The organism is Alcaligenes sp. SDU_A2, from assembly GCF_038237375.1.
Taxonomy (GTDB): domain Bacteria; phylum Pseudomonadota; class Gammaproteobacteria; order Burkholderiales; family Burkholderiaceae_B; genus Alcaligenes.
In genome coordinates, this window is sequence record NZ_CP151273.1 from 3,588,241 (window position 1) to 3,608,153 (window position 19,913).

17 protein-coding genes are annotated in these 19,913 nt (G+C 61.1%); 12 read left to right on the top strand and 5 right to left on the bottom strand.

Annotated features, from left to right (window positions below; translation table 11 throughout):
* Nucleotides 1-102 precede the first annotated feature (102 nt).
* Nucleotides 103-897 (bottom strand): thiazole synthase, encoded by a 795-nt coding sequence (locus AADW57_RS16455; RefSeq protein WP_341667962.1) that lies wholly within the window; start codon nucleotides 895-897, stop codon nucleotides 103-105.
* A 91-nt stretch (nucleotides 898-988) separates the two neighbouring features.
* Nucleotides 989-2,806 (bottom strand): sulfoacetaldehyde acetyltransferase, encoded by a 1,818-nt coding sequence (gene xsc / locus AADW57_RS16460; RefSeq protein WP_341667963.1) that lies wholly within the window; start codon nucleotides 2,804-2,806, stop codon nucleotides 989-991.
* A 220-nt stretch (nucleotides 2,807-3,026) separates the two neighbouring features.
* Here xsc and AADW57_RS16465 point away from each other — a divergent pair, with 220 nt between their 5' ends.
* Both AADW57_RS16465 and AADW57_RS16470 read left to right on the top strand, forming a co-directional pair.
* Nucleotides 3,027-4,001, top strand: a complete 975-nt coding sequence (locus AADW57_RS16465; protein WP_341667964.1) for an AAA family ATPase — start codon at nucleotides 3,027-3,029, stop codon at nucleotides 3,999-4,001.
* Nucleotides 3,998-5,710: a cobaltochelatase CobT-related protein gene (locus AADW57_RS16470; protein WP_341667965.1), complete on the top strand. Its 1,713-nt coding sequence runs from the start codon at nucleotides 3,998-4,000 to the stop codon at nucleotides 5,708-5,710. Before AADW57_RS16465 ends, AADW57_RS16470 begins: the two co-directional genes overlap by 4 nt.
* 59 nt (nucleotides 5,711-5,769) lie before the next feature.
* Here the strand turns inward: AADW57_RS16470 and AADW57_RS16475 are convergent, their stop codons facing one another.
* Nucleotides 5,770-6,564, bottom strand: a complete 795-nt coding sequence (locus AADW57_RS16475) for an IclR family transcriptional regulator (RefSeq protein ID WP_341667966.1) — start codon at nucleotides 6,562-6,564, stop codon at nucleotides 5,770-5,772.
* A 155-nt stretch (nucleotides 6,565-6,719) separates the two neighbouring features.
* Here AADW57_RS16475 and pta point away from each other — a divergent pair, with 155 nt between their 5' ends.
* Nucleotides 6,720-7,733 (top strand): phosphate acetyltransferase, encoded by a 1,014-nt coding sequence (gene pta / locus AADW57_RS16480; protein ID WP_341667967.1) that lies wholly within the window; start codon nucleotides 6,720-6,722, stop codon nucleotides 7,731-7,733.
* A gap of 18 nt (nucleotides 7,734-7,751) precedes the next feature.
* On the opposite strand, the gene AADW57_RS16485 is transcribed toward pta, so the two are convergent.
* Both AADW57_RS16485 and gntH read right to left on the bottom strand, forming a co-directional pair.
* Nucleotides 7,752-8,780 (bottom strand): Bug family tripartite tricarboxylate transporter substrate binding protein, encoded by a 1,029-nt coding sequence (locus AADW57_RS16485; protein WP_341667968.1) that lies wholly within the window; start codon nucleotides 8,778-8,780, stop codon nucleotides 7,752-7,754.
* A gap of 10 nt (nucleotides 8,781-8,790) precedes the next feature.
* Nucleotides 8,791-9,846: a guanitoxin biosynthesis MBL fold metallo-hydrolase GntH gene (gntH, locus tag AADW57_RS16490; protein ID WP_341667969.1), complete on the bottom strand. Its 1,056-nt coding sequence runs from the start codon at nucleotides 9,844-9,846 to the stop codon at nucleotides 8,791-8,793.
* A gap of 104 nt (nucleotides 9,847-9,950) precedes the next feature.
* On the opposite strand from gntH, the gene AADW57_RS16495 reads away from it, so the two are divergent.
* The 9 genes from AADW57_RS16495 (at nucleotide 9,951) to AADW57_RS16535 (ending at nucleotide 19,910) form a co-directional block, all read left to right on the top strand.
* Nucleotides 9,951-10,961 carry a LysR substrate-binding domain-containing protein gene (locus AADW57_RS16495; protein ID WP_341667970.1) on the top strand — a complete coding sequence of 337 codons (1,011 nt, stop codon included), beginning with the start codon at nucleotides 9,951-9,953 and terminating at the stop codon, nucleotides 10,959-10,961.
* A gap of 50 nt (nucleotides 10,962-11,011) precedes the next feature.
* Entirely contained in the window at nucleotides 11,012-11,527 is a 516-nt protein-coding gene (locus AADW57_RS16500; protein WP_341667971.1) for a DUF3060 domain-containing protein, read from the top strand.
* Between the two features lie 122 nt (nucleotides 11,528-11,649).
* Complete coding sequence (pgi, locus tag AADW57_RS16505) at nucleotides 11,650-13,230, top strand: glucose-6-phosphate isomerase (protein WP_341667972.1); 1,581 nt, start codon at nucleotides 11,650-11,652, stop codon at nucleotides 13,228-13,230.
* A 293-nt stretch (nucleotides 13,231-13,523) separates the two neighbouring features.
* Complete coding sequence (locus tag AADW57_RS16510; protein WP_341667973.1) at nucleotides 13,524-15,014, top strand: nucleobase:cation symporter-2 family protein; 1,491 nt, start codon at nucleotides 13,524-13,526, stop codon at nucleotides 15,012-15,014.
* A gap of 283 nt (nucleotides 15,015-15,297) precedes the next feature.
* Nucleotides 15,298-16,380, top strand: coding sequence for an NAD/NADP-dependent octopine/nopaline dehydrogenase family protein (locus tag AADW57_RS16515; protein ID WP_341667974.1), 1,083 nt, complete (start codon nucleotides 15,298-15,300; stop codon nucleotides 16,378-16,380).
* Nucleotides 16,380-17,396, top strand: coding sequence for a 3-hydroxybutyryl-CoA dehydrogenase (locus AADW57_RS16520; protein WP_341667975.1), 1,017 nt, complete (start codon nucleotides 16,380-16,382; stop codon nucleotides 17,394-17,396). The genes AADW57_RS16515 and AADW57_RS16520 overlap by 1 nt, the downstream gene beginning before the upstream one ends.
* The gene (locus AADW57_RS16525; protein WP_341667976.1) at nucleotides 17,393-18,367 is read left to right on the top strand and encodes an ABC transporter substrate-binding protein; all 975 of its coding nucleotides are present in this window, start codon (nucleotides 17,393-17,395) and stop codon (nucleotides 18,365-18,367) included. The genes AADW57_RS16520 and AADW57_RS16525 overlap by 4 nt, the downstream gene beginning before the upstream one ends.
* The gene (locus AADW57_RS16530; protein WP_341667977.1) at nucleotides 18,364-19,128 is read left to right on the top strand and encodes an ABC transporter ATP-binding protein; all 765 of its coding nucleotides are present in this window, start codon (nucleotides 18,364-18,366) and stop codon (nucleotides 19,126-19,128) included. Before AADW57_RS16525 ends, AADW57_RS16530 begins: the two co-directional genes overlap by 4 nt.
* Entirely contained in the window at nucleotides 19,125-19,910 is a 786-nt protein-coding gene (locus tag AADW57_RS16535) for an ABC transporter permease (protein WP_341667978.1), read from the top strand. Before AADW57_RS16530 ends, AADW57_RS16535 begins: the two co-directional genes overlap by 4 nt.
* The last annotated feature ends 3 nt before the right edge of the window (nucleotides 19,911-19,913 follow it).

Consider the following 19,913-nt stretch of genomic DNA (forward strand, 5'->3'; position numbering starts at 1 on the left):
CGACACACTATCCTATTTCCTCTGCTCTAGGGAAATAGGCCGTCCGGTATGGTGCAGCCGGACCTGGCACCGGCAACGCGCGACGCCCTGCCCCGCACGCGGCTAGATCATCGACGGCGAAATCAGATCGGTCATGGGCGAAGAGGCCTGAGCCTGATAGACCTTGCGCGGCATGCGGCCAGCCAGATACGCATCGCGCCCGGCCTGAACGGCGCGCCTCATGGCGCGCGCCATGCGCACCGGGTCCTGGGCATAGGAGATAGCGGAATTCATCAATACCGCATCGCAGCCCAGCTCCATCGCAATGGCCGCATCCGATGCCGTACCCACGCCTGCATCCAACAGAACGGGGACAGAAATACTGTCTATGATCAGGCGCGTATTCCAGGGATTTAAGATGCCCATGCCCGAGCCGATGATCGATGCCAGCGGCATAATGGCCACGCAACCCATATCCTCCAGCATACGGGCCTGGATGGGATCGTCCGAACAATACACCATCACCTGAAAACCTTCCTGAACCAGCGTACGGGCGGCCTTCAGGGTTTCAGGCATATTGGGATACAGATTATTCGCGTCGCCGAAAATCTCCAGCTTGGCCAAAGGGTGACCATCGAGCAATTCACGCGCCAGGCGCAGCGTGCGCACGGCGTCTTCGGCGGTAAAGCAACCGGCGGTATTGGGCAGATAGGTATAGCGCTGCGGGCTGACATAGTCGAGCAGGCTGGGTTCGCCCGGGTCCTGGCCGATATTGGTGCGGCGGATGGCCACCGTCACGATTTCTGCGCCGCTGACCTCGATGGCCTCGCGGGTCTGCTCAAAATCCTTATATTTGCCCGTGCCCACCAGCAAGCGCGACTGGTACGACTGTCCGGCAATAATCAATGGGTCATTCATGGCCCTGCTCCTACAGATGCATTGCGGCGGGCCGGGCCCGCCGCTGCGGAACCCCCGGCTTGCAGAAGCCGGGGGCGGGCGTACGACACAATCAGACGTAGTCTTTGTACTTGTCCAACAAGCGCACGGGCTTGGCCAACGCATCGCGGCGGAACGGATCGCCCAGTTCGCGGGTACACATGATCTCGATCACACACGTCTTGCCCTCGTTCATCTGCATGTCGATGGCACGCTGCAAGGCCGGACCCACATCCTCCAACTTGTCCACCACAATGCCTTCGGCACCCATGGACTGGGCAATGCCCGCAAACGAAGGGCTGTCCAGCTCGCCGGCCACAAAACGACGGTTATAGAACTCGACCTGGTTCTTTTTCTCGGCACCCCACTGGCGGTTGTGGAACACCACGGCCGTCACCGGAATGTCGTGGCGCACGGCGGTCAGGATCTCCATCATGCTCATGGCCCAAGCACCGTCACCGGCGTAAGCAATGGCCGGACGCTCGGGCGCAGCCGTCTTGGCACCGATAATGGTCGGCAGCGCATAGCCGCAGTTGCCAAAGCTCATGGGTGCGAAAAAGCTGCGTGGGCGCTCAAAGCGCAGATAGCTGTGCGCCACCGAGTTGATGTTGCCGATATCCGTGGACACCATCACATCCTTAGGCATGGCTTTTTCCAGCTCACGCAGCACTTGGCGTGGATGCAGGTACTGGCCGCCGCTGAACGGTTTTTCCTTGGCGTTTTCGGCGATCATGTCCAGGCTGTAGGGATCTTTTTCGTGGGTCCATTCGTCCAGCTCCTTTTCCCAGGCCGCCTTCTCCGCCGCAATCTTGTCGGCGCGCTCGGCTTTGGTCGAATCGCAATCCAGCGTGCGGCCGTCCAGGCGCAGGGCCAGCTCCTGGGCAACCGCTTTGGCATCTCCGCAAATGCCCACGGCGATCTTCTTGACCAGGCCCAGCATCTTCTGGTCGGCATCGACCTGGATGATCTTGGCGTTCTTAGGCCAGTAATCAATACCGTGCTGAGGCAGCGTGCCGAATGGCCCCAGACGCGTACCCAGTGCCAATACCACATCGGCCTGGGCAATCAGCTTCATGCCGGCTTTGGAACCCTGATAGCCCAGCGGACCGCACCACAGCGGATGGCTGGCGGGGAAAGAGTCGTTGTGCTGGTAGCTGTTGACCACCGGCGCGCCCAGACGCTCGGCCAGCGCCTTGCACTGCTCCACCGCGTCGGACATGATCACGCCGCCACCCGAGATAATGACCGGGAACTTGGCCTTGGCCAGCAGATCGGCCGCCTCGTCCAGGCTGCGCACGCCACCGGGGCCACGATCCACACGGGCTGGCTTGGGGATTTCGCATGTGACTTCGCCATAGAAGTAATCGCGCGGAATGTTCAGCTGGGTCGGGCCCATTTCGCTGACGGCACGGTCAAAACAACGGGCCGTAAATTCGGCCATGCGATTAGGGTTGGTGACGTGACCCTGATACTTGGTGAATTCCTGGAACATGGGCAACTGGTTGCACTCCTGGAAACCGCCCAGGCCCTGGGTGTTGGTGCCGGTTTCGGGGGTCACGATGACCACGGGGCTGTGCGCCCAGTAAGCGGCGGCAATGCCCGTAACGCAGTTGCTGATGCCGGGGCCGTTCTGGCCGATCACCATGCCGTGGCGACCCGAAACACGGGCGTAGCCGTCAGCCATGTGGGCAGCGCCCTGTTCGTGAACCACCGGAATCAGGCGGATGCCGGCGGGAGCGAAGATATCCATCGCATCCATAAAGGCCGAACCCATGATACCGAACATATCGGTGACCCCGTAGGACACCATGGTTTCCACAAACGCCTCCGAAGGCGTCATCTTGGTCGGTCCGCTGACCACGCTGCGATTATCCGTATTGCCCTGGCTCATGTCTCTGTCTCCATTACGCGACGGGCCGGGGGTGGCCCTGTCAAAAAATTAAAAATCTTGTTTTTCGAGATTTTTTATAAACTTTATCGAGACAAACAGGCCATGTCAACATAGAATCTCAATTATCGATATTAAATGTACCGATTTTTGATCTTATAAGCACTTTGACCACGCAGCAGCACAACACGCCGCACGCTGCCCGCACCCATCAGGGGGTTCCATGACCATCACCACACTGCCCGAGCATCTGCTCAGCATCCGCGATACGTTCGGCCTGTCCCTGGACGGACAGGCGCTGGCCTTGCAAGCGGGGGCCACACAGGTGCCTGCCGCCGATCCGGCCTACCGCTTCAACCCGGAAGTTACCCAGGCAATCCTGGCCGGCTTTACCCATAATCGCCGCGTGCTGGTGCAGGGCCGGCACGGAACCGGCAAGTCCACCCATATCGAGCAAGTGGCCGCTCGCCTGAACTGGCCCTGTCTGCGCGTCAACTTGGATGGGCACCTGAGCCGCCTGGATCTGGTGGGCAAAGACACCATTCAGATTCAGGACGGTCTGCAAGTCACCGGCTTTCAGGAAGGCCTGATCCCCTGGGCCATGCAGCGCCCTATGGCGCTGATCCTGGACGAATACGATGCGGGACGGCCGGATATTTTGTTCGTGGTGCAGCAATTGCTGGAACCGGACGGCGGCCTGACCTTGATGGACCAGAACCGCGTCATCCGCCCCCACCCGCAATTTCGCATTTTCGCCACGGCCAACACCCTGGGCCTGGGCGATACCAGTGGCCTGTACCACGGCACGCAGTTGCTTAACCACGCCCAGTTGGACCGCTGGAATGTGGTAGCGCGACTGGACTACCTACTTGCCGAGCAGGAAATGGAAATCGTGCTGGCCCGCGTCCCCGACAAAAACACACCGACCGGTCGCGAACAGGTCCAGGCAATGGTGGCGCTGGCGGCACTGACACGCCACGGTTTTGCCTGCGGCGATCTGTCCACGCTGATGTCGCCGCGCACCGTCATTACCTGGGCGCAGAATCATGCGATTTTCCATGATCTGGAGCTGGCTTTCCGGCTCAGTTTTCTGAACAAGTGCGACCTGTCCGAACACCCTCTGATCGCGGAATACTATCAACGTTGCTTCGGTACCGAGCTGACCCTGGAGCCGCTGGCCGCCGGGCAAACCGCATGACCACGGCCACGCCCTTGCGTCGTCTGCACCGCGCCCACGAGCTGGGCGCAGCCGTCGCCCGCGCCCTGACGGACGACCCAAGCATCCATCATCGGCAACAGACGCTGTATCGCGGCGAGCAGCGCCTGGCCAGCCTGGCCCCGCATATCCGCCCCGACGCACACGACCAGGCCCACAGCCTGCGCGGCGTCGCCGACAGCCTGGCGCTGCGCAGGCTGCACACCCGACGCGCGCTGCACGCCAATCGTCTACCCGAAGAGCCCGTCGCCCGGCTGTTCTTTGACTGGCTGGAGCTGCTGCGCACCGAAACCCTGGCTGGCAGCCAGTGGCCTGGGGTGCGCCAGAATCTGCGCACGCGTTTCGAGCGCTGGTCTGCCGGCTATCACCACCACGGCCATACCCGCAGCGAACTGGGCCTGCTGGTCTATACCGTGGCGCAGATGGTGTGGAGCCGCCTGAACGGCTGGCCAGTGCTGGAAGAAACCGAAGACCTGATCGAATCCACGCGCGCCGGCATCGCTCCCCTGATGGGCGGGCTGCTGCAAACGCTCAAGCGCAGCGTGGCCGACCAGGATCGCTACGGACTGGCCGCACTGGAGCTGGCCGAACGCATCGGCCTGACGATTAAAGAACTGCGCCCCGCCACGAGCCGCCCCAGCAATGCCGAAACGCCGGAACTGCAGGACTTTGCCCTGCTGCTGCCCGACAGCAACGATCCCAGTGACGGCGGCCTGCGGCACGGCCAGGAGCGCACAGCACAAGACGCCCAGCACAGCCCTTATCGCATCTTTGATCGCAGCGGCGACAAAGAAGAACAGATGGCCGATCTGGTGCGCGCCCCTTTGCTGCGCCAACTGCGCGAACAACTGGATCAGAACATTGCCGCCTATGGCCTGCCCCTGCCGCGCCTGGTTGCCCGCATGCGCAAGATGTTGCGTCAACCCGTGCGCGAGCAATGGCAATACGGCCAGACAGACGGCTTGGTGGATGGCCGCCGGCTGGCCCAACTGATTTGTTCGCCGCAAGAACGACGCCTGTTCAAACAAGTGGACGAACCGTTGCGCAACCAATGCGCCGTCACCTTCTTGCTGGACTGCTCGGGATCGATGAAGGACCAGGCCCAGACCCTGGCCGTCATGGTCGATGTCCTGGCCCGCGCCCTGGAGCGCAGCGGCGCGCAGACCGAAGTACTGGGATTTTCCACCCAGACCTGGAACGGCGGACGCCCCTACCGCCGCTGGCTGGCACGTGGCAAGCCCGCCCAGCCCGGCCGCTTGAACGAAACCAGCCACCGCATCTTCAAGGCGGCTTCCAGCACCTGGCGTCAGGCGCGCCCGGCCATTGCCGCCCTGCTCAAGCAGGATCTATATCGCGAAGGTGTGGATGGCGAAGCCTTGGCCTGGGCATGCCAGCGCAGTCTGGCGCTGACGGCAAAACGGCATCTGGTCTATGTCATCTCGGACGCCAGTCCAATGGACAGCGCCACCGCTCTGGCCAATGGCCCGGACTACCTGGATCAGCACCTGCTACAGGTCTTGCGCGTCTACGAGCGCCAAGGTGTGGAAATCACCGGCATAGGACTGGGGCTGGATCTGGGCGCGCTGTACCGGCACACGCTGGTGGCCCATATGGAAAAAGGGCTGGACCAGCAGTTTCTGGACGACTTCATTGCCAGCCTGGCGCCGGGGCGTGCCCGCCACGGTCGGTAGGCCGATAGTGGGTGGCGGCCATGCCGCCTGCCCGCCTTATCGATCGGCAGATACCAGCCCTAGAAATCTTCTTCGATGCGCGCCAACGCAGCGGCGGCCCGTTGCAGAGCCGGCAGGCACTGCAAGGCTTTTTCGGGTGTCATGCGCATAATGGGGGCCTGGGTCGCCACCGCCATATTGGACTTGCCGTCCGCGCGCGGCACCAACACGGCCACGCAGAACAGCCCAGACAGAAACTCTTCGTTATCAAAGGCATAGCCGTTCAGCTTGACCTGGGCAATGTCTTTTTCGTAGTCCTGCACCGTGGTCAAGGTATTGGGCGTATAACGCTCCATAGGCGTATGCGACAACAAGCGCCTGCGCTGCGCAGCGCTGAGTTGCGCCAGCAAGACCTTGCCGCTGGCCGAACAATGCACCGGCACACGCGAACCAGGATACAGATAGAACCGCAAAGGTGCGGCAGTTTCCACGCGATCCAGATACAGCACATCGGTGCCCGACAGCGCCGTCAGATTGCAGGTTTCGCCCAGTTCGTCCACCAGATGACGCAGCACGGCATGGCGTGCGCCATGCTTGGCATCGTGCAGCAACAGATTTTCGGCCAGGCGGCGCAGGCGCGAACCCACGCCGTAATGGCGCCCATCGCTCTCGCGCAGCAGCAGGCCGCTGCCTTCCAGCTGTTGCAGCATGCGATGCACAGTGGGTTTGGGCAGGCCGGTCAATTCGACCAGATCCTGCAAGGTATAACGCCGGTCCTGGCCCGCCATGACTTCGAGCAGGGCAAACAGCCGCATGGTGGGCGTATCGCCGCTCAGGCGGACGCCTTCTGCGACGTCGGTTTGGATCTCGGACATAAAAAAGCTCTCGCTATCTGGCAGTTTCTACGAAATTCTATACCAGTAAATGGAACCAATCATTGACTGCCTGGGTATTTCCCGCTAGATTTTGCCATATATCTCGAAAAACAAAACAAAAAGTTCCATAATAAAGATTACCACGGAGACATGGCATGAAGCTCATCGAACATCTGATCGTCGCCGCCCAGGCCCGGCCACGCCGCATCGTGCTGTGCGAAACCGAGGACGAACGCGTGCTGCAGGCCGCTTGTCAGGCCAGCCAGGACGGAATCGCCCACATTACCCTGGTCGGCGACTCGGCGCAGACGGCCGCGCGCCTGCGCGACCTGGGCCTGGCACGCGGCGCACTGCAGATCGAAGACCCGATATTCAGCGCAAACCGCCCGGCCTTGCTCGAAGCCTTGCTCGCGCGGCGCAAAAACAAAGGATTGACCCCGGAGCAGGCGCAGCACTGGCTGGACAATCCCTTGTGCTACGCCAACATGATGGTGCACGCGGGTCTGGCCGACGGCTCGGTGGCCGGTGCCGTACACAGCACGGCAGACGTCGTGCGCACCGCCTTGCAACTGATCGGCAAGGCTCCCAAGGCCAGTCTGGTATCCAGCTTTTTCATCATGATGCTGTGCAAGCAAGACCACCCGCGCAAGGGCGGGCTGATTTTCAGCGACTGCGGGCTGGTCATCGACCCCGATGCCGATCAGCTATGCGACATCGCTCTGGCGGCGGCCGACAGCGCGCAATTGCTGCTGAACGAAGCCCCGCGCATTGCCATGCTCAGTTTTTCCACCGCCGGCAGCGCCCAGCACGATAAAGTCACCAAAGTGGTGCAGGCGGCCCGCAAAATCAAAGAGCGCCGCCCCGACCTGGCCATCGACGAGGACGTGCAACTGGACGCCGCGTTGATCGAGGAAGTGGCCGCCCGCAAACTGCCCGGCTCGGCCGTGGCCGGCAAAGCCAATGTGCTGATTTTCCCCAACCTGGAAGCGGGCAATATTGGCTACAAAATGGCCGAACGCCTGGGCGGGGCCATCGCCATCGGTCCCTTACTGCAAGGCCTTAGCAAGCCGGCCAACGACCTGTCGCGCGGCTGCTCGGTGCAGGACATCTACAATGTCATCGCGGTAACAGGAGTACAGTGCTTGCAGGACACATCCCTGCAAGCCTGACTCCCGATTCGCAGGCTGCTACATCTTCAGATCCAGCCCTTTCAGCCTTTTCTGCCAGGCCTGCGCCTCGTCCTGCAGCTCCTTTTGCAGCTGCGGCCCCGTCTGGGCGCTGACTTGCAGGCCGGCATCTTCGTACAGCTTGATCAAGGCCGGTTTTTTCAAGGCCGACTCGATAGCCGCCGACAAGGCCTGGACCCGCTCGGGCGGCGTTTCCTTGCGCGCCACCAACATCCACCAATTATCCGGGATAGCCTCAGCCAGCTTGCCCCAGCCGGCTTCCTGCACCGTGGGCACTGTGGGCAACATGGCCAGTCGCTGGGGCGCGATCACCGCCAAGGCCCGCACCCGTCCCGACTGCAGCATGGACTGGACCGTGGAATAGCCTACCAGGGCAAACTGCACTTCGCCGGCTCCCAGTGCTGTGGCCATGGCACTGCCACCACGATACGGCACATGCACCGCTTTCGTGCCGCTGGCCTGCAAGAACAAGGCTGCCGCCAGATGCGGCAAAGTACCTGCGCTGGGCGACGCATAGTTGGCATTGCCTTTCTGCACATTCAGATACGCTACCAACTCGTCCACGGATCGTATGGGCAGCTTGGCATTGACCACCACCAGCAAGGGCACGGACACCACTTTCGCCACCGGCACAAACGTCGCCAGAGGGTCAAGCTTTTGCTTGGAAAAAAGAAACTGGTTAATGACCAGGTTATTGGTTGCCGCCGACAGAATGGAATAGCCGTCGGCAGGCTGGCGCAGCACATAGTCTGCACCGATCAGCCCGCCCGCTCCGGGCTTGAACTCGATAATAAACGGCAAACCCAGATCGCTCTGCAACTGATTGCCCAGCAAGCGCGGCACCAGATCGGCTATGCTGCCGCCGCCATAAGGCACCACGATATTAACGGGCCGGCTCGGGTAAGCCGGTTCGTCCTGAGCGGCCTGAGCGGCCATGCAGGGCAAGGCCAATGCGCCCGCCAAGGCAAGACGGGATAACACACCACGCCGGAAACCCACACGGCGCGGCGCTACGGGGGTAGTGGTCATGATGGGATTCCTAGAATTTAGGGAAAATCTGTTTTTCGGACAGCCAACTCGACATCTTCATGCGCTCTTTGCGCGGTGCTTTCTTGAAGTCGTCATGGTGCTCTTTATTAGGCCAGACATCGGCACTGGTCACGGCCATGCGCGTCAACAGCCGTTCGCGGGTCACGTTAAACACCATCATGTCCTTGGCCAGCGCCAGCGGACCCGAATAATGCGTGCGTATGGCCTGTTCCATCTCGGGTGCCGTATCGAAATCGTTGAAAAAATGATAGGCCACCGCCAGACGCGGCTCGCACAGCGCAAACACCTTGCCCGCCTCGACCGGGTCCGAATGCGCCATGCTGCCTATGCCGATGGCGGTGCGCTCGTCATAGCCGGAACGCTCCATCAGTTGCTGGCGTGTATTGAAGGTTTCGTGCACCACCACATCCGCATTGCGGGCATTTTCCACAAAAAAGTAGCTGGGGGTCGTGTCGCCCGAATACACAAACGACAAGCCGTTCCAATCCAGACGCAAGCTGACTGCCCCATCGTAAATATGCACGGCCGGAAAACTGGTGACTTTGACGCCATTGTGCTCATACACCACATGTACTTTGGAATAGTCGAACTCGTGTACATTGACCTGCGCGCCCACCGCCGGCAGCAAGCCGACACGCGTGTCCGTATCCCAGGCATACGACTCCATCTGCTTGGTCACGAAATGCTTCATGCCGTATTTTTCTTCTGGCCCGGACGGTCCATAAACCTCCAGCGCACGGGTACGCCCGCCTGCCCAGCTACCGATCCAGATCTGGGCAAAATCGCCAACATGGTCCGTGTGCAGATGGGTGGCAAAGTACGCCGTCATTTTCTGATATGGGATTTCCAGCGCGCCGAAATTGGTCTGCGTGCCGTAGCCGAAGTCGAACTGAAACTTGTCGCCGTTGCCCAGCTCCACCAGCCAGCCGGCATTGGCCTGCGACGGACGCAAGAAAGGGCGTCCTGTCCCGAGCGCAGTAATCCGCATCTCGTCCTTGCCCAGCTCTTCCGTGTTAGGGAAATACTGATCCCGATAGTTCATCATGGCTGTCTCCTTAATCATCGTTATTGAAATATCCAGGATCAGTCTAGAATTTGATTTGTTGCCTGACTATTTACATTTCAACCCTATGCCATACCGGAAATGATATGTCTGAGCCTACCGATCTAACGCTGCAACTGGCCCGCGAACGCTGGCACCAGGTCGCCCGCTTCAAGCTGCGCCACCTGATCCTGCTGGACGCCATCGGCGAACTGCAGAATCTGCGCCTGGCCGCAGAACATACACACATGACCCAACCGGCAGCCAGCCGCATGCTCAAGCACATCGAAGAGCTGCTTGGCCAGCCACTGTTCGAGCGCAGCAGGCACGGGCTGCATCCCAAACCCGAAGGCGAGCTGATGATCCGCTATGCGCGCCGCATGATTCACGAACTGCTGACCGCCCAATCCGAAATCGGCCAACTGGGACAAGGTCTGCGCGGCAGCATCCTGGTCGGCTCGGTGCAATCGTCCGCCAGCCAGATCCTGCCGCGCAGCGTCGCCCGCTTGCTGCTGCAACATCCGGATCTGCACATTTCAGTTCAAGAGGGCGAATCGCACATGCTGGTCGATGCACTGCGGGCCGGCAAGCTGGACCTGCTGGTAGGCCGGCTCAACACAGGCTCATCCCACCACGACCTGAATATGGACATCATCAGCACCGAGCCTTTTGTGGTGGTGGCCAACCGCCGCCACCCGCTGGCCGGACAGACGCAGATCGACACCCGCGCTCTGGTCGATGAGCAGTGGATTTTGCCCTCCCGATCAACGCCTCTTCGGCATGTCATCGACAGCCTGTTCATTCGGCACATCCGGCAAACGCCGCGCCGGGTCATAGACTCGGTCTCGCTCTCGTTCAATCAGGTACTGCTGCAAGAGATGCCCTGCCTGGCCATCCTGCCCCGCACGACCGCCCTGTCCTTGCAGAATCAGGGACTGCTGCGCATCCTGCCAGTCGAATTGGGACAACTGCTGGGTACCCTGACCATCGTTACACTGAAAAACAGCCTGCCTAACCGCAATGCGCAGGCCTTGATACAGACGCTGCACACGACAGCGGCCCAAGAACAGCCCGAGGCCGAGACCACACAAAATGCGATGGACGCCAGCAACTCCTAGCACCACAATATCCGTACTCGGGCCTAGCCCCCACTCATCGGGAGCCGAACATGCGCCACACCCCTTTGTTCCTCGTCAGCTTGATGTTGCTCTACACCACGCCAGCCACCGCGCAGGCCTCCAGCATCCAGATCCAAGGTTCGGACCAGACACAGACCATCACGTGCCAGGGCGACACACTGCTGATCGCCGGCGAACGCAATACTGCCGCCGTCCAAGGGCATTGTGCCGAAATACGGGTAGAAGGGGCGGACAACAACCTGAGTTTCGAGCATGCCGACCGTCTGACGGTCAAAGGGCCGCGCCAACGTATTCGTGGCGGCACCACCCAGACATTGGACCTGTCAGGCAATGCCAATACACTGGAACTGGCTTTAGGCCGGTCCACCGGGCCAGCCAAAGCACACCTGAAAGGCGCAAACAATCACATTTCCGTGCGACTTACTTCGCCAGCCGACATTACCCTGGAAGGGGCCGACAACACCGTGCGCTGGCAAGGCACTGCCGGAGCCGCCGACCCCGTCATTACGCTGCGCGGCGCGCGCAACCGGATCGTGCAGGACTAAGTCCGTTTTCCTGCACATGAAAAAAACACGCCCGGCACATGCCCTGGCAACATGCATTTACACGTCCGCATCGGACGGCAAACGATACAATGCATTGAAACAAACGATCTTTTCGACTCTTTATGAACGCTCCCACCCAAGCGCTTTCTTTCCTGCATGCCATGCGTCCTTTGCCCGAACTGCCCGAGTGGCAGGCTTTTTGCCAAGCCGCACATACTGCCGACCAGTACACCTTTGATCTGCGCTGCCTGAAGGCTGCCGGCATACAGGTGGACCTGAGCGGCCAGCGCCATTCGGCGCAGTTAAGCCATGCCGGCCAAGCCTTGCTGCACGCGCGCGAGTTCGACAATGCCCGCGCCGGCCTGCTGGATGGCGGTTTGGTCAATACGACGGAACAACGAGCAGCCTGGCACAGCGCCCTGCGCACACCTGCCCCTATCGTAGGCGTGGCTAAAGAACGGGAGCGCATGAACGAATTTGTACGCGTCGCCGACTCGGAGCGTCGCTGGCGCAATATCGTCCATATAGGCATAGGCGGCAGCGACTGGGGCGTGCGGCTGTCCCTGGCCGCCTTCGGCTATCGCCGCAGTTGGCGCCAGGTGCGCTTTCTGGCCAATATCGACGGCCATGCCCTGGAGCACGCCCTGTCGGGCCTGGACCCGCACGATACACTGATCGTCATCGCGTCCAAATCCTTTACCACGACCGAAACCCTGCAAAATGGCCAACGCGCATTGGAATGGCTGCAAGCCGCAGGCGTTCCCCACCCTTACGAACAAATCGTCGCTGTCACGGCCCGCCCAGACACCGCGGCGGCATGGGGCATACCGCAACGTCATATTTTCCGATTCTGGGACTGGGTAGGCGGGCGCTTTTCCCTATGGTCGGCCGTCAGTCTGACCACGGCGCTAGCCGTCAGCGCCGACGTAGTGGCCGGCATGCTGGCCGGTGCCGCCGCCATGGACCAGCATTTCCAGGAAGCGCCTATTGCGCTGAATGTACCCGTGCAAATGGCTCTGGCAGGCATCGTCAACCGCAGCGTGCTGGGCTATGGCTCGCTGAACATTTCTCCTTACGACTTCCGTCTGGGCAATCTGGTGCCTTACATCCAACAACTGGACATGGAATCCTTGGGCAAGTCCATCACCTTGGACGGTGAACCGGTCGGCGTACCCACCGGCCCCGCCGTCTGGGGACTGGCCGGCACCGACGCCCAACACACCTTCTACCAGTGGCTGCACCAGGGCAGCGACGGCGCACCCGTGGATTTCATCATCTGCCAACAGGCCGATCACGACAATAAAGAACACCATCGACTGCTCATGGCCAACTGCCTGGCCCAGCGCGAAGCCTTGATGCGCGGCAAGACCTACGAGCAGGCGCTGGAAGAATGCCGTCAGAGCGGTGCCGGCGAAGAGGCCGAACAACTGGCTCGCCACCGCGTGCATTCAGGCGGACGCCCCAATACCTTGATCGTGCTGCCGCGCCTGACACCGTTTGCCCTGGGCGCACTGCTGGCGCTGTACGAACACAAGATCTTCGTGCAAGGTCTGATCTGGGGCATCAACCCCTTTGACCAATGGGGCGTGGAATACGGAAAAGTACTGGCCGGCGGCATCATGGACGAGCTGGCCGGTGCAAAACCCATTCAAGACAGCCACGACGCATCGACCACCCACTGGATTCGTACGTTCAAAAACTAAAACACAAACCTCGCACACCTTGTCTGCCGGGGACTGACTCCAGAGCGCATAGCCCTAGGAACCGGCGCTAGCACCAGACCAGCAGAACCCGCGGCAAGAATTTCCCTGTTTACGGGGTTTTCCCTTAACGTCTGCCAAAACCCGTCAATAGGCTCTTATTTTTCACGGGTTTTCCCTGGCTTATAGGCAGTTTCTTGGGTCCTGTATATGGATTCAAGTATGGGCTGCCGCCTGCACTCCTTTACATTGGTGTTGTTCCATACAACAACTCATCCAATATACGGAGACATTCCATGGGTACGAGCTCTACCAGCGCACCCGTTGACGAACGGTTACCAAACGGGAAACTTGCCGTCCTCGGCCTGCAGCACGTTCTGGTGATGTACGCCGGAGCGGTAGCGGTTCCGCTGATTGTGGGCCGCGCACTGAACCTCTCGTCCGAAGAGGTATCCATCCTGATTGCCGCCGACCTGTTCGTATGCGGTCTGGTGTCCATTATCCAGTCGCTGGGTTTTACCCAGTATTTCGGTATCAAATTGCCCGTCATGATGGGCGTGACCTTCGCTGCGGTGGGGCCTATGGTGTCCATGGCGCAAGCCAACCCAGGGCACGAAGGGGCGCAGATGCTGTTTGGTACAGTGATAGGCGCAGGGATCATTACGATGATCATCGCGCCGGCAGTCAGCAAGATGCTGCGCTTTTTCCCACCCGTGGTAACCGGCACGATTATCGCCATGATCGGCATTACGCTGATGCGGGTGGGCATCAACTGGATTTTTGGCAACCCCGTAGGCCCAACGGCACCGGCCGTCGTCAATCCTGACCATCTGGCCTGGTTGCAACACGCCCAATCGGCCGCCGCCATGCCCGGCTCGGCCGTGCCGCCGCCGCCCGATGGCCTGTCCCTGCGTGCAACAGTGCCCAACCCACGCTATGCAGATCTGACCGGACTGGGCGTGGCCACTATCGTGCTGGTGTCCATCTTGCTGATCGCCAAGTTCTGCAAGGGTTTCCTAGCCAATGTCGCCGTGCTGCTGGGCATTGTCATCGGTGCCGTGGTCGCCTCCTTCATGGGCATCATGACCTTCGAAAAAGTGGCCAAGGCCGACTGGGTGGATCTGGTGTTGCCCTTTCACTTCGGCATGCCCAAGTTCGAGATTCTGCACATTGCCACCATGACGCTGGTCATGATTGTGGTGCTGATCGAATCGACCGGCATGTTCCTGGCGCTGAGCGACATGACAGGCAAAAAAGTGGACCAAAAGGACCTGGCGCGCGGTCTGCGCACCGATGGCCTGGGTACGCTGTTGGGCGGCATCTTCAACACCTTCCCCTACTCCAGTTTTTCGCAAAACGTAGGTCTGGTCGCCGTCACCGGCGTGCGCAGCCGCTTTGTGTGCGTAGCCGGGGGCATCATCCTGGTGGTGCTGGGCCTGTTGCCCAAAATGGCCGCCCTGGTCGAGTCCCTGCCCACGGTGGTGCTCGGCGGCGCAGGCATCGTCATGTTCGGCATGGTGACCGCTACCGGCATCCGCATCCTGTCGGGCGTGGACTACAAGACTAACCGCAACAACTCCATGATCGTGGCGATTTCGATTGGCGTAGGCATGATTCCGCTGGTGGCCCCCAATTACATGCAGTGGATGCCGCACGCCATCCACCCGCTGATCGAGTCGGGCATCTTGCTGACCTCGATGGCCGCCGTTCTGCTGAACCTGTTCTTTAACGGTGCCAAAGAAGACCCGCATGCCGCTATCGAAGCAGCCAAGCACGCAGAAGCCTAAGCATGCCGACGGCCGCCATCCGCACACCGTGTCCTGAAAGCGGCCAGACACAAAGAAAGTGATCCACTGTTTTTTCAAGCCGACCTATCGCATCAGCGGAAGGTCGGTTTTTTTTGTCTGGACGATTCGGCATTAGCCAGCAAGCACGTACCGTCTTGTGCCCAAAACCCTGCCTCCTAGGGTAATTCCCCCCACACCTTCTCTTGTTTTAGGCTTAAACATCTCTTAGTCTGTGTTTATATGCAAGTGCATAGAAATAGACATTCAAAGACTGGAGACAAACATGAAGGTAGCGGTATTAGGTGGCGGACACGGTTGTTACGCGGCGGCAGCCGACCTGAGTGAACAAGGCCACCACGTGCGCCTGTGGCGCCGCGACACGGCCCAGCTCCAGCCCTTGCTGGACAAGCCTGTCATTACCCTGAAGGACGAACGCGGCGAACGCGAAATCGCCATCGCCCAGGTCTGCGCCGATATCGGCCAGGCCATTGCCGGTGCCGATCTGGTGCTGATTCCTTCACCCGCCATCGCTCAGCGCGACATTGCCCGCCTGATGGCCCCGCACCTGAGCGACGGTCAGGTCGTGTTCCTGCCGCCTGGCACCTTCGGCTCCTTCCTGATGAGCGAGATCGTGCGCGAACACGGCAATACGGCAGACGTCAGCTGGGCCGAAACCGGCACACTGCCCTGGCTGGCACGCAAACACGGCGACACCGTCATCAACATCACCACCCGCGCTACGCGCCTGCCTACCGGCGTCTATCCGGCCCGCAACACCGACCATGCGCTGACTGTCATTGCCCAGGCCTTCCCATCGGTAGAACGCTGCGAGGACGCCCTGTCCGGTGCACTGATGAATGCCGGCCCCATTATCCACCCACCGCTGATCCTGATGAACGCCGGCCCTCTGGAACACTTCCCGGCATGGGACATCCACAACGAAGGCACGCAGCCATCGGTGCGCGCGGTCACGACGGCGTTGGACAACGAGCGCATGCGCGTACGCGAAGCCCTGGGCTATGGCGCGCCGCACTTCCCGCTGTCCGACCACTACGAGAATGACCAGTGGATGTACGGCGACCGCTCCTCGCACGCCAAACTGGTCAAGAGCGGCGACTGGCGCGAAAAAATCGATTTGCAGGAACACCGCTATATGCGTGAGGACACCATGCTGGGACTGGCTTTCCTGGCATCGGTCGCCGAATGGGCCCAGGTGGATGCCCCTGTCACTTGCGGACTGCTGGCCGTGGCCGGTGCCGTGGTCGGACAGGACTTGCGTCAGGGTGAACGCACTCTGGGAGCCTTGGGCCTGAATGGCCTGTCCCGCACACAGATGCAGGAACTGCTGACCGAAGGGCGCGCCTGATGAATGCCCCCGCCCCCATCACGACAATTGTGGCGGTGGGCGCGGGTCGCATGGGCCGGGGCATTGCCCTGGCCTACGCACTGCGCGGCCATGCCGTCACCTTACTGGACTTCAAACAGCGCAATCCAGCTGACAGCGCCCGGCTGGAAGCCGACATACAACAGGAACTGCGCGCCACGTTGGAACAACTGGCCCAGCTGGGACTGTTTCCCGACCACGAGACACCGGACCATCTGGCTCGCGTCTCGGTAGCTCGCCTGGAGCAGGCCCCCCATGTATTAGCCAGCGCCGATCTGGTCTACGAAGGCGTACCCGAGACCTTGGATGCCAAGCGCGATGCGCTGGGTCGTATTAGCCGGCACGTGCGCCCCCAGACCCTGATCGCCTCCACCACCTCGACAATGCTGGCCTCGGACCTGGCTCCTATGGTCAGCCACCCCGAGCGTTTTTTGAATGCGCACTGGCTCAATCCAGCCTTTCTGATTCCGCTGGTGGAAATCAGCGCCCACCCCGGTACCAGCCAGGAGACGCTGGAGCGGCTGCGCGCCAATCTGGAGTCCATAGGCAAAGTACCGGTGGTCTGCGGCTGCCACCCCGGCTTCATTGTGCCCCGCCTGCAGACTCTGATCATGAACGAAGCCGCGCGCATGGTGGACGAAGGCGTGGCCAGCGCTGCCGATATCGACAAGGCTACGCGTTATGGACTGGGTTTCCGCTTTGCCAGCATAGGCGTGCTGGAGTTTATCGACTACGGCGGCAACGACATTCTGTACCACGCGGGCAATTACCTGGCCCGCAACCTGGACCCACACCGCTACGCCGTGCCCGAGATCATCGCCCGCCACATGGAAAGTGGGCGCAACGGCCTGCGCAGCGGGCAGGGTTTTCACGATTACCCGGCTGAGCAGCAACAGGCGTACCGCCGCGATGTGCTGGCACGCGTTCTGGGCATGCTGCGCCATGTCGGGCTGGCACCGTCCGGTGCCGACCATACCGCCAAGGAGACACAGGAATGAAAAAACACGCTGCACTGCTGTTTACCCTTATTGCCTGCCAGAATCTGGCGCAGGCCCAGGATATACCCACCTTGCGCGTGGGCTGGACCATCCCCGGCGAAGAAGCCAAATACCTGATGGCCAAGCGTCCCGAGCTGTTTCCCAATCTGGGCAAAACCTACCAGATCCAGTGGACCCAGTTCCAGGGCACCTCGCCCATGGTGCAGGCCATGCGGGCCAATGTGCTGGACTGTGCCACGATGGCCCCCATGTCGCTGGCTAACGGCGCGATCGAAAGCGGTCTGAAGGCGTATATCGTGGCCCAGCATGTCCATTCCGACGAAGGCCACTTCTCGGTCTACTGGGCCGTGAAAGACGACAGCCCCATCAACAGCGCCGCCGACCTGAAGGGCAAGGTCATCGGTACCAATGCCTACGGCGCGGGGGTGTACTTCGACATGCTGCTGTGGCTGCGCCAACACGGGATAGACCCGGACAAAGACGTCAAAATCGTGGAAACAGGCTTCCCTCCGGCTGCCGACGCGATTCGCAGCGGACGTATCGCCGCCGGTCCGATGGCGCAACCCTTTGCGCTGCTGAACGAAGAAAAAGGCGGGCTGCGCAAGCTGTTTTCGCTGTCCGAAGTCGCCAGCCCTTCCGTACAGATTTTCGAGGGATGCAGCCAGCAATACAGCGACGCCCACCCGCAGGTCGTGCGTGCCTATGTCCAGGACATGAAACACGCCATGGACCTGATGAACAAAGACCCATCGCTGGCTGTGGAGGTGACCTCGCAAGTGACGCGCGCCCCTAAGGAGCTGCTGTCCAAGTACCTGTTTACCGACAAGGACTTTGCCCGCGTACCCGATATGCAGCCAAATCTGGAGTCCATCCAGAAAACCTACGATCGCTATCACCAGGCCGGCTTCCTGAAGCAAGCGCTGAATGTGCAGGACTTCTACCGGGCCGATCTGCGCGAGGACACGCCATGATTGAACTGGACGGTGTGGGCAAGACCTTCAGCACGCGCCGTGGCAGTTCGCACACGGCGCTACGCGACATTACCCTGGACATTCCGGCTGGACGCTTTGTGTCCATTCTGGGGCCCAGCGGCTGCGGCAAAAGCACCCTGCTGTACATGCTGGGCGGCTTTGAGTCCTGCAGCAGCGGCCAGATCCGCGTCAAGGGCAAGCCGGTCAATGGCCCCGGCCCGGATCGCGGGCCGGTCTTTCAGGAATACGCCCTGTTCCCCTGGAAAACCGTACTGGGCAACGTCGCCTACGGCATGCAAGAACAGGGCGTGCCGCGCCGTCAGGCCGAAGAGCGCGCCCGCCAATGGCTGGACAAGGTCAAGCTGGGGCCCTATGCCTCTTTTTACCCGCGCGAACTGTCCGGCGGCATGCGCCAGCGCGCCGCCATTGCCCGCACCCTGGCCTATGAACCAGGCATCCTGCTGATGGACGAGCCTTTCGGAGCCCTGGATGCGCACACCCGCGTCAATCTGCAGACAGAACTGCTGACCCTGTGGGAACAGTTGCGCAATACCGTAGTGTTCGTCACGCACGGGGTGGACGAGGCCGTGTTCCTGTCCGACACGGTCGTGGTCATGACCGGTTCGCCCGGCCGGATCAAGGAAGTGGTAGACATAGACTTGCCACGGCCACGGATACGTTCAGAATTGCTGCGCAACCCGATCTACCAGGACACCATCATCCGCTTGGAGCAATCGCTGATGGCAGAGGCCCATCCATGAACGCGCAGCGCTGGTACGAAAACCGCTGGATCACCCTGCTCCTGGCCGCCGCCCTGGTGCTGCTGGCCTGGGCCGGACTGGCCCGCTGGGTCGGGCTGGACTCCTTTCCCGGCCCCGGCCCGGCCCTGCGCGAATTACCGGCCCTGATCACCGATCCCACCGCCTGGTCAGCCATCCTGCAATCGGTAGGCCGTATGTTCGCCGGCTACGGCCTGGCGCTGATCGTGGCCATACCGCTGGGTCTGGCGATGGGCCGCAGCCGTCTGATCTATACGCTGTTCTACCCATTGGTGGCGCTGGCCTACCCCATGCCCAAGGCGGCGCTGATGCCCATCCTGATGCTATGGTTCGGCCTGGGCGATTTCTCCAAGATCCTGGTGATTGCCATGGGCGTGTCCCTGCCGCTGCTCTATCACAGCTACCACGGGGCTTGCCGCATCGAGCCCAAGCTGGTCTGGGTAGCCCAGTCCATGGGCATGGGGCCGCTGGCCCGCCTGGGCAAAGTCGTGCTGCCGGCGGCGCTGCCGGAGGTCATGATCGGCTGCCGGGTCGGCGTGGTCATGGCGCTGATCGTGATGGTGTCCTCGGAGATGATTGCCCGCCAGGAAGGCATAGGCAATTTGCTCTTTACCTCTATGGATATGGCGCAGTACCCCACCGTCTACGCCGTCATCGTGCTGCTGGCCGCGCTGGGCATTGTCTGCGATGCGCTGTTCGAGCAGGTACGCAAGCGTTGCACGCGCTGGTACGACTCGGCACAGGCCCTGATCGACAAGGGATAAACA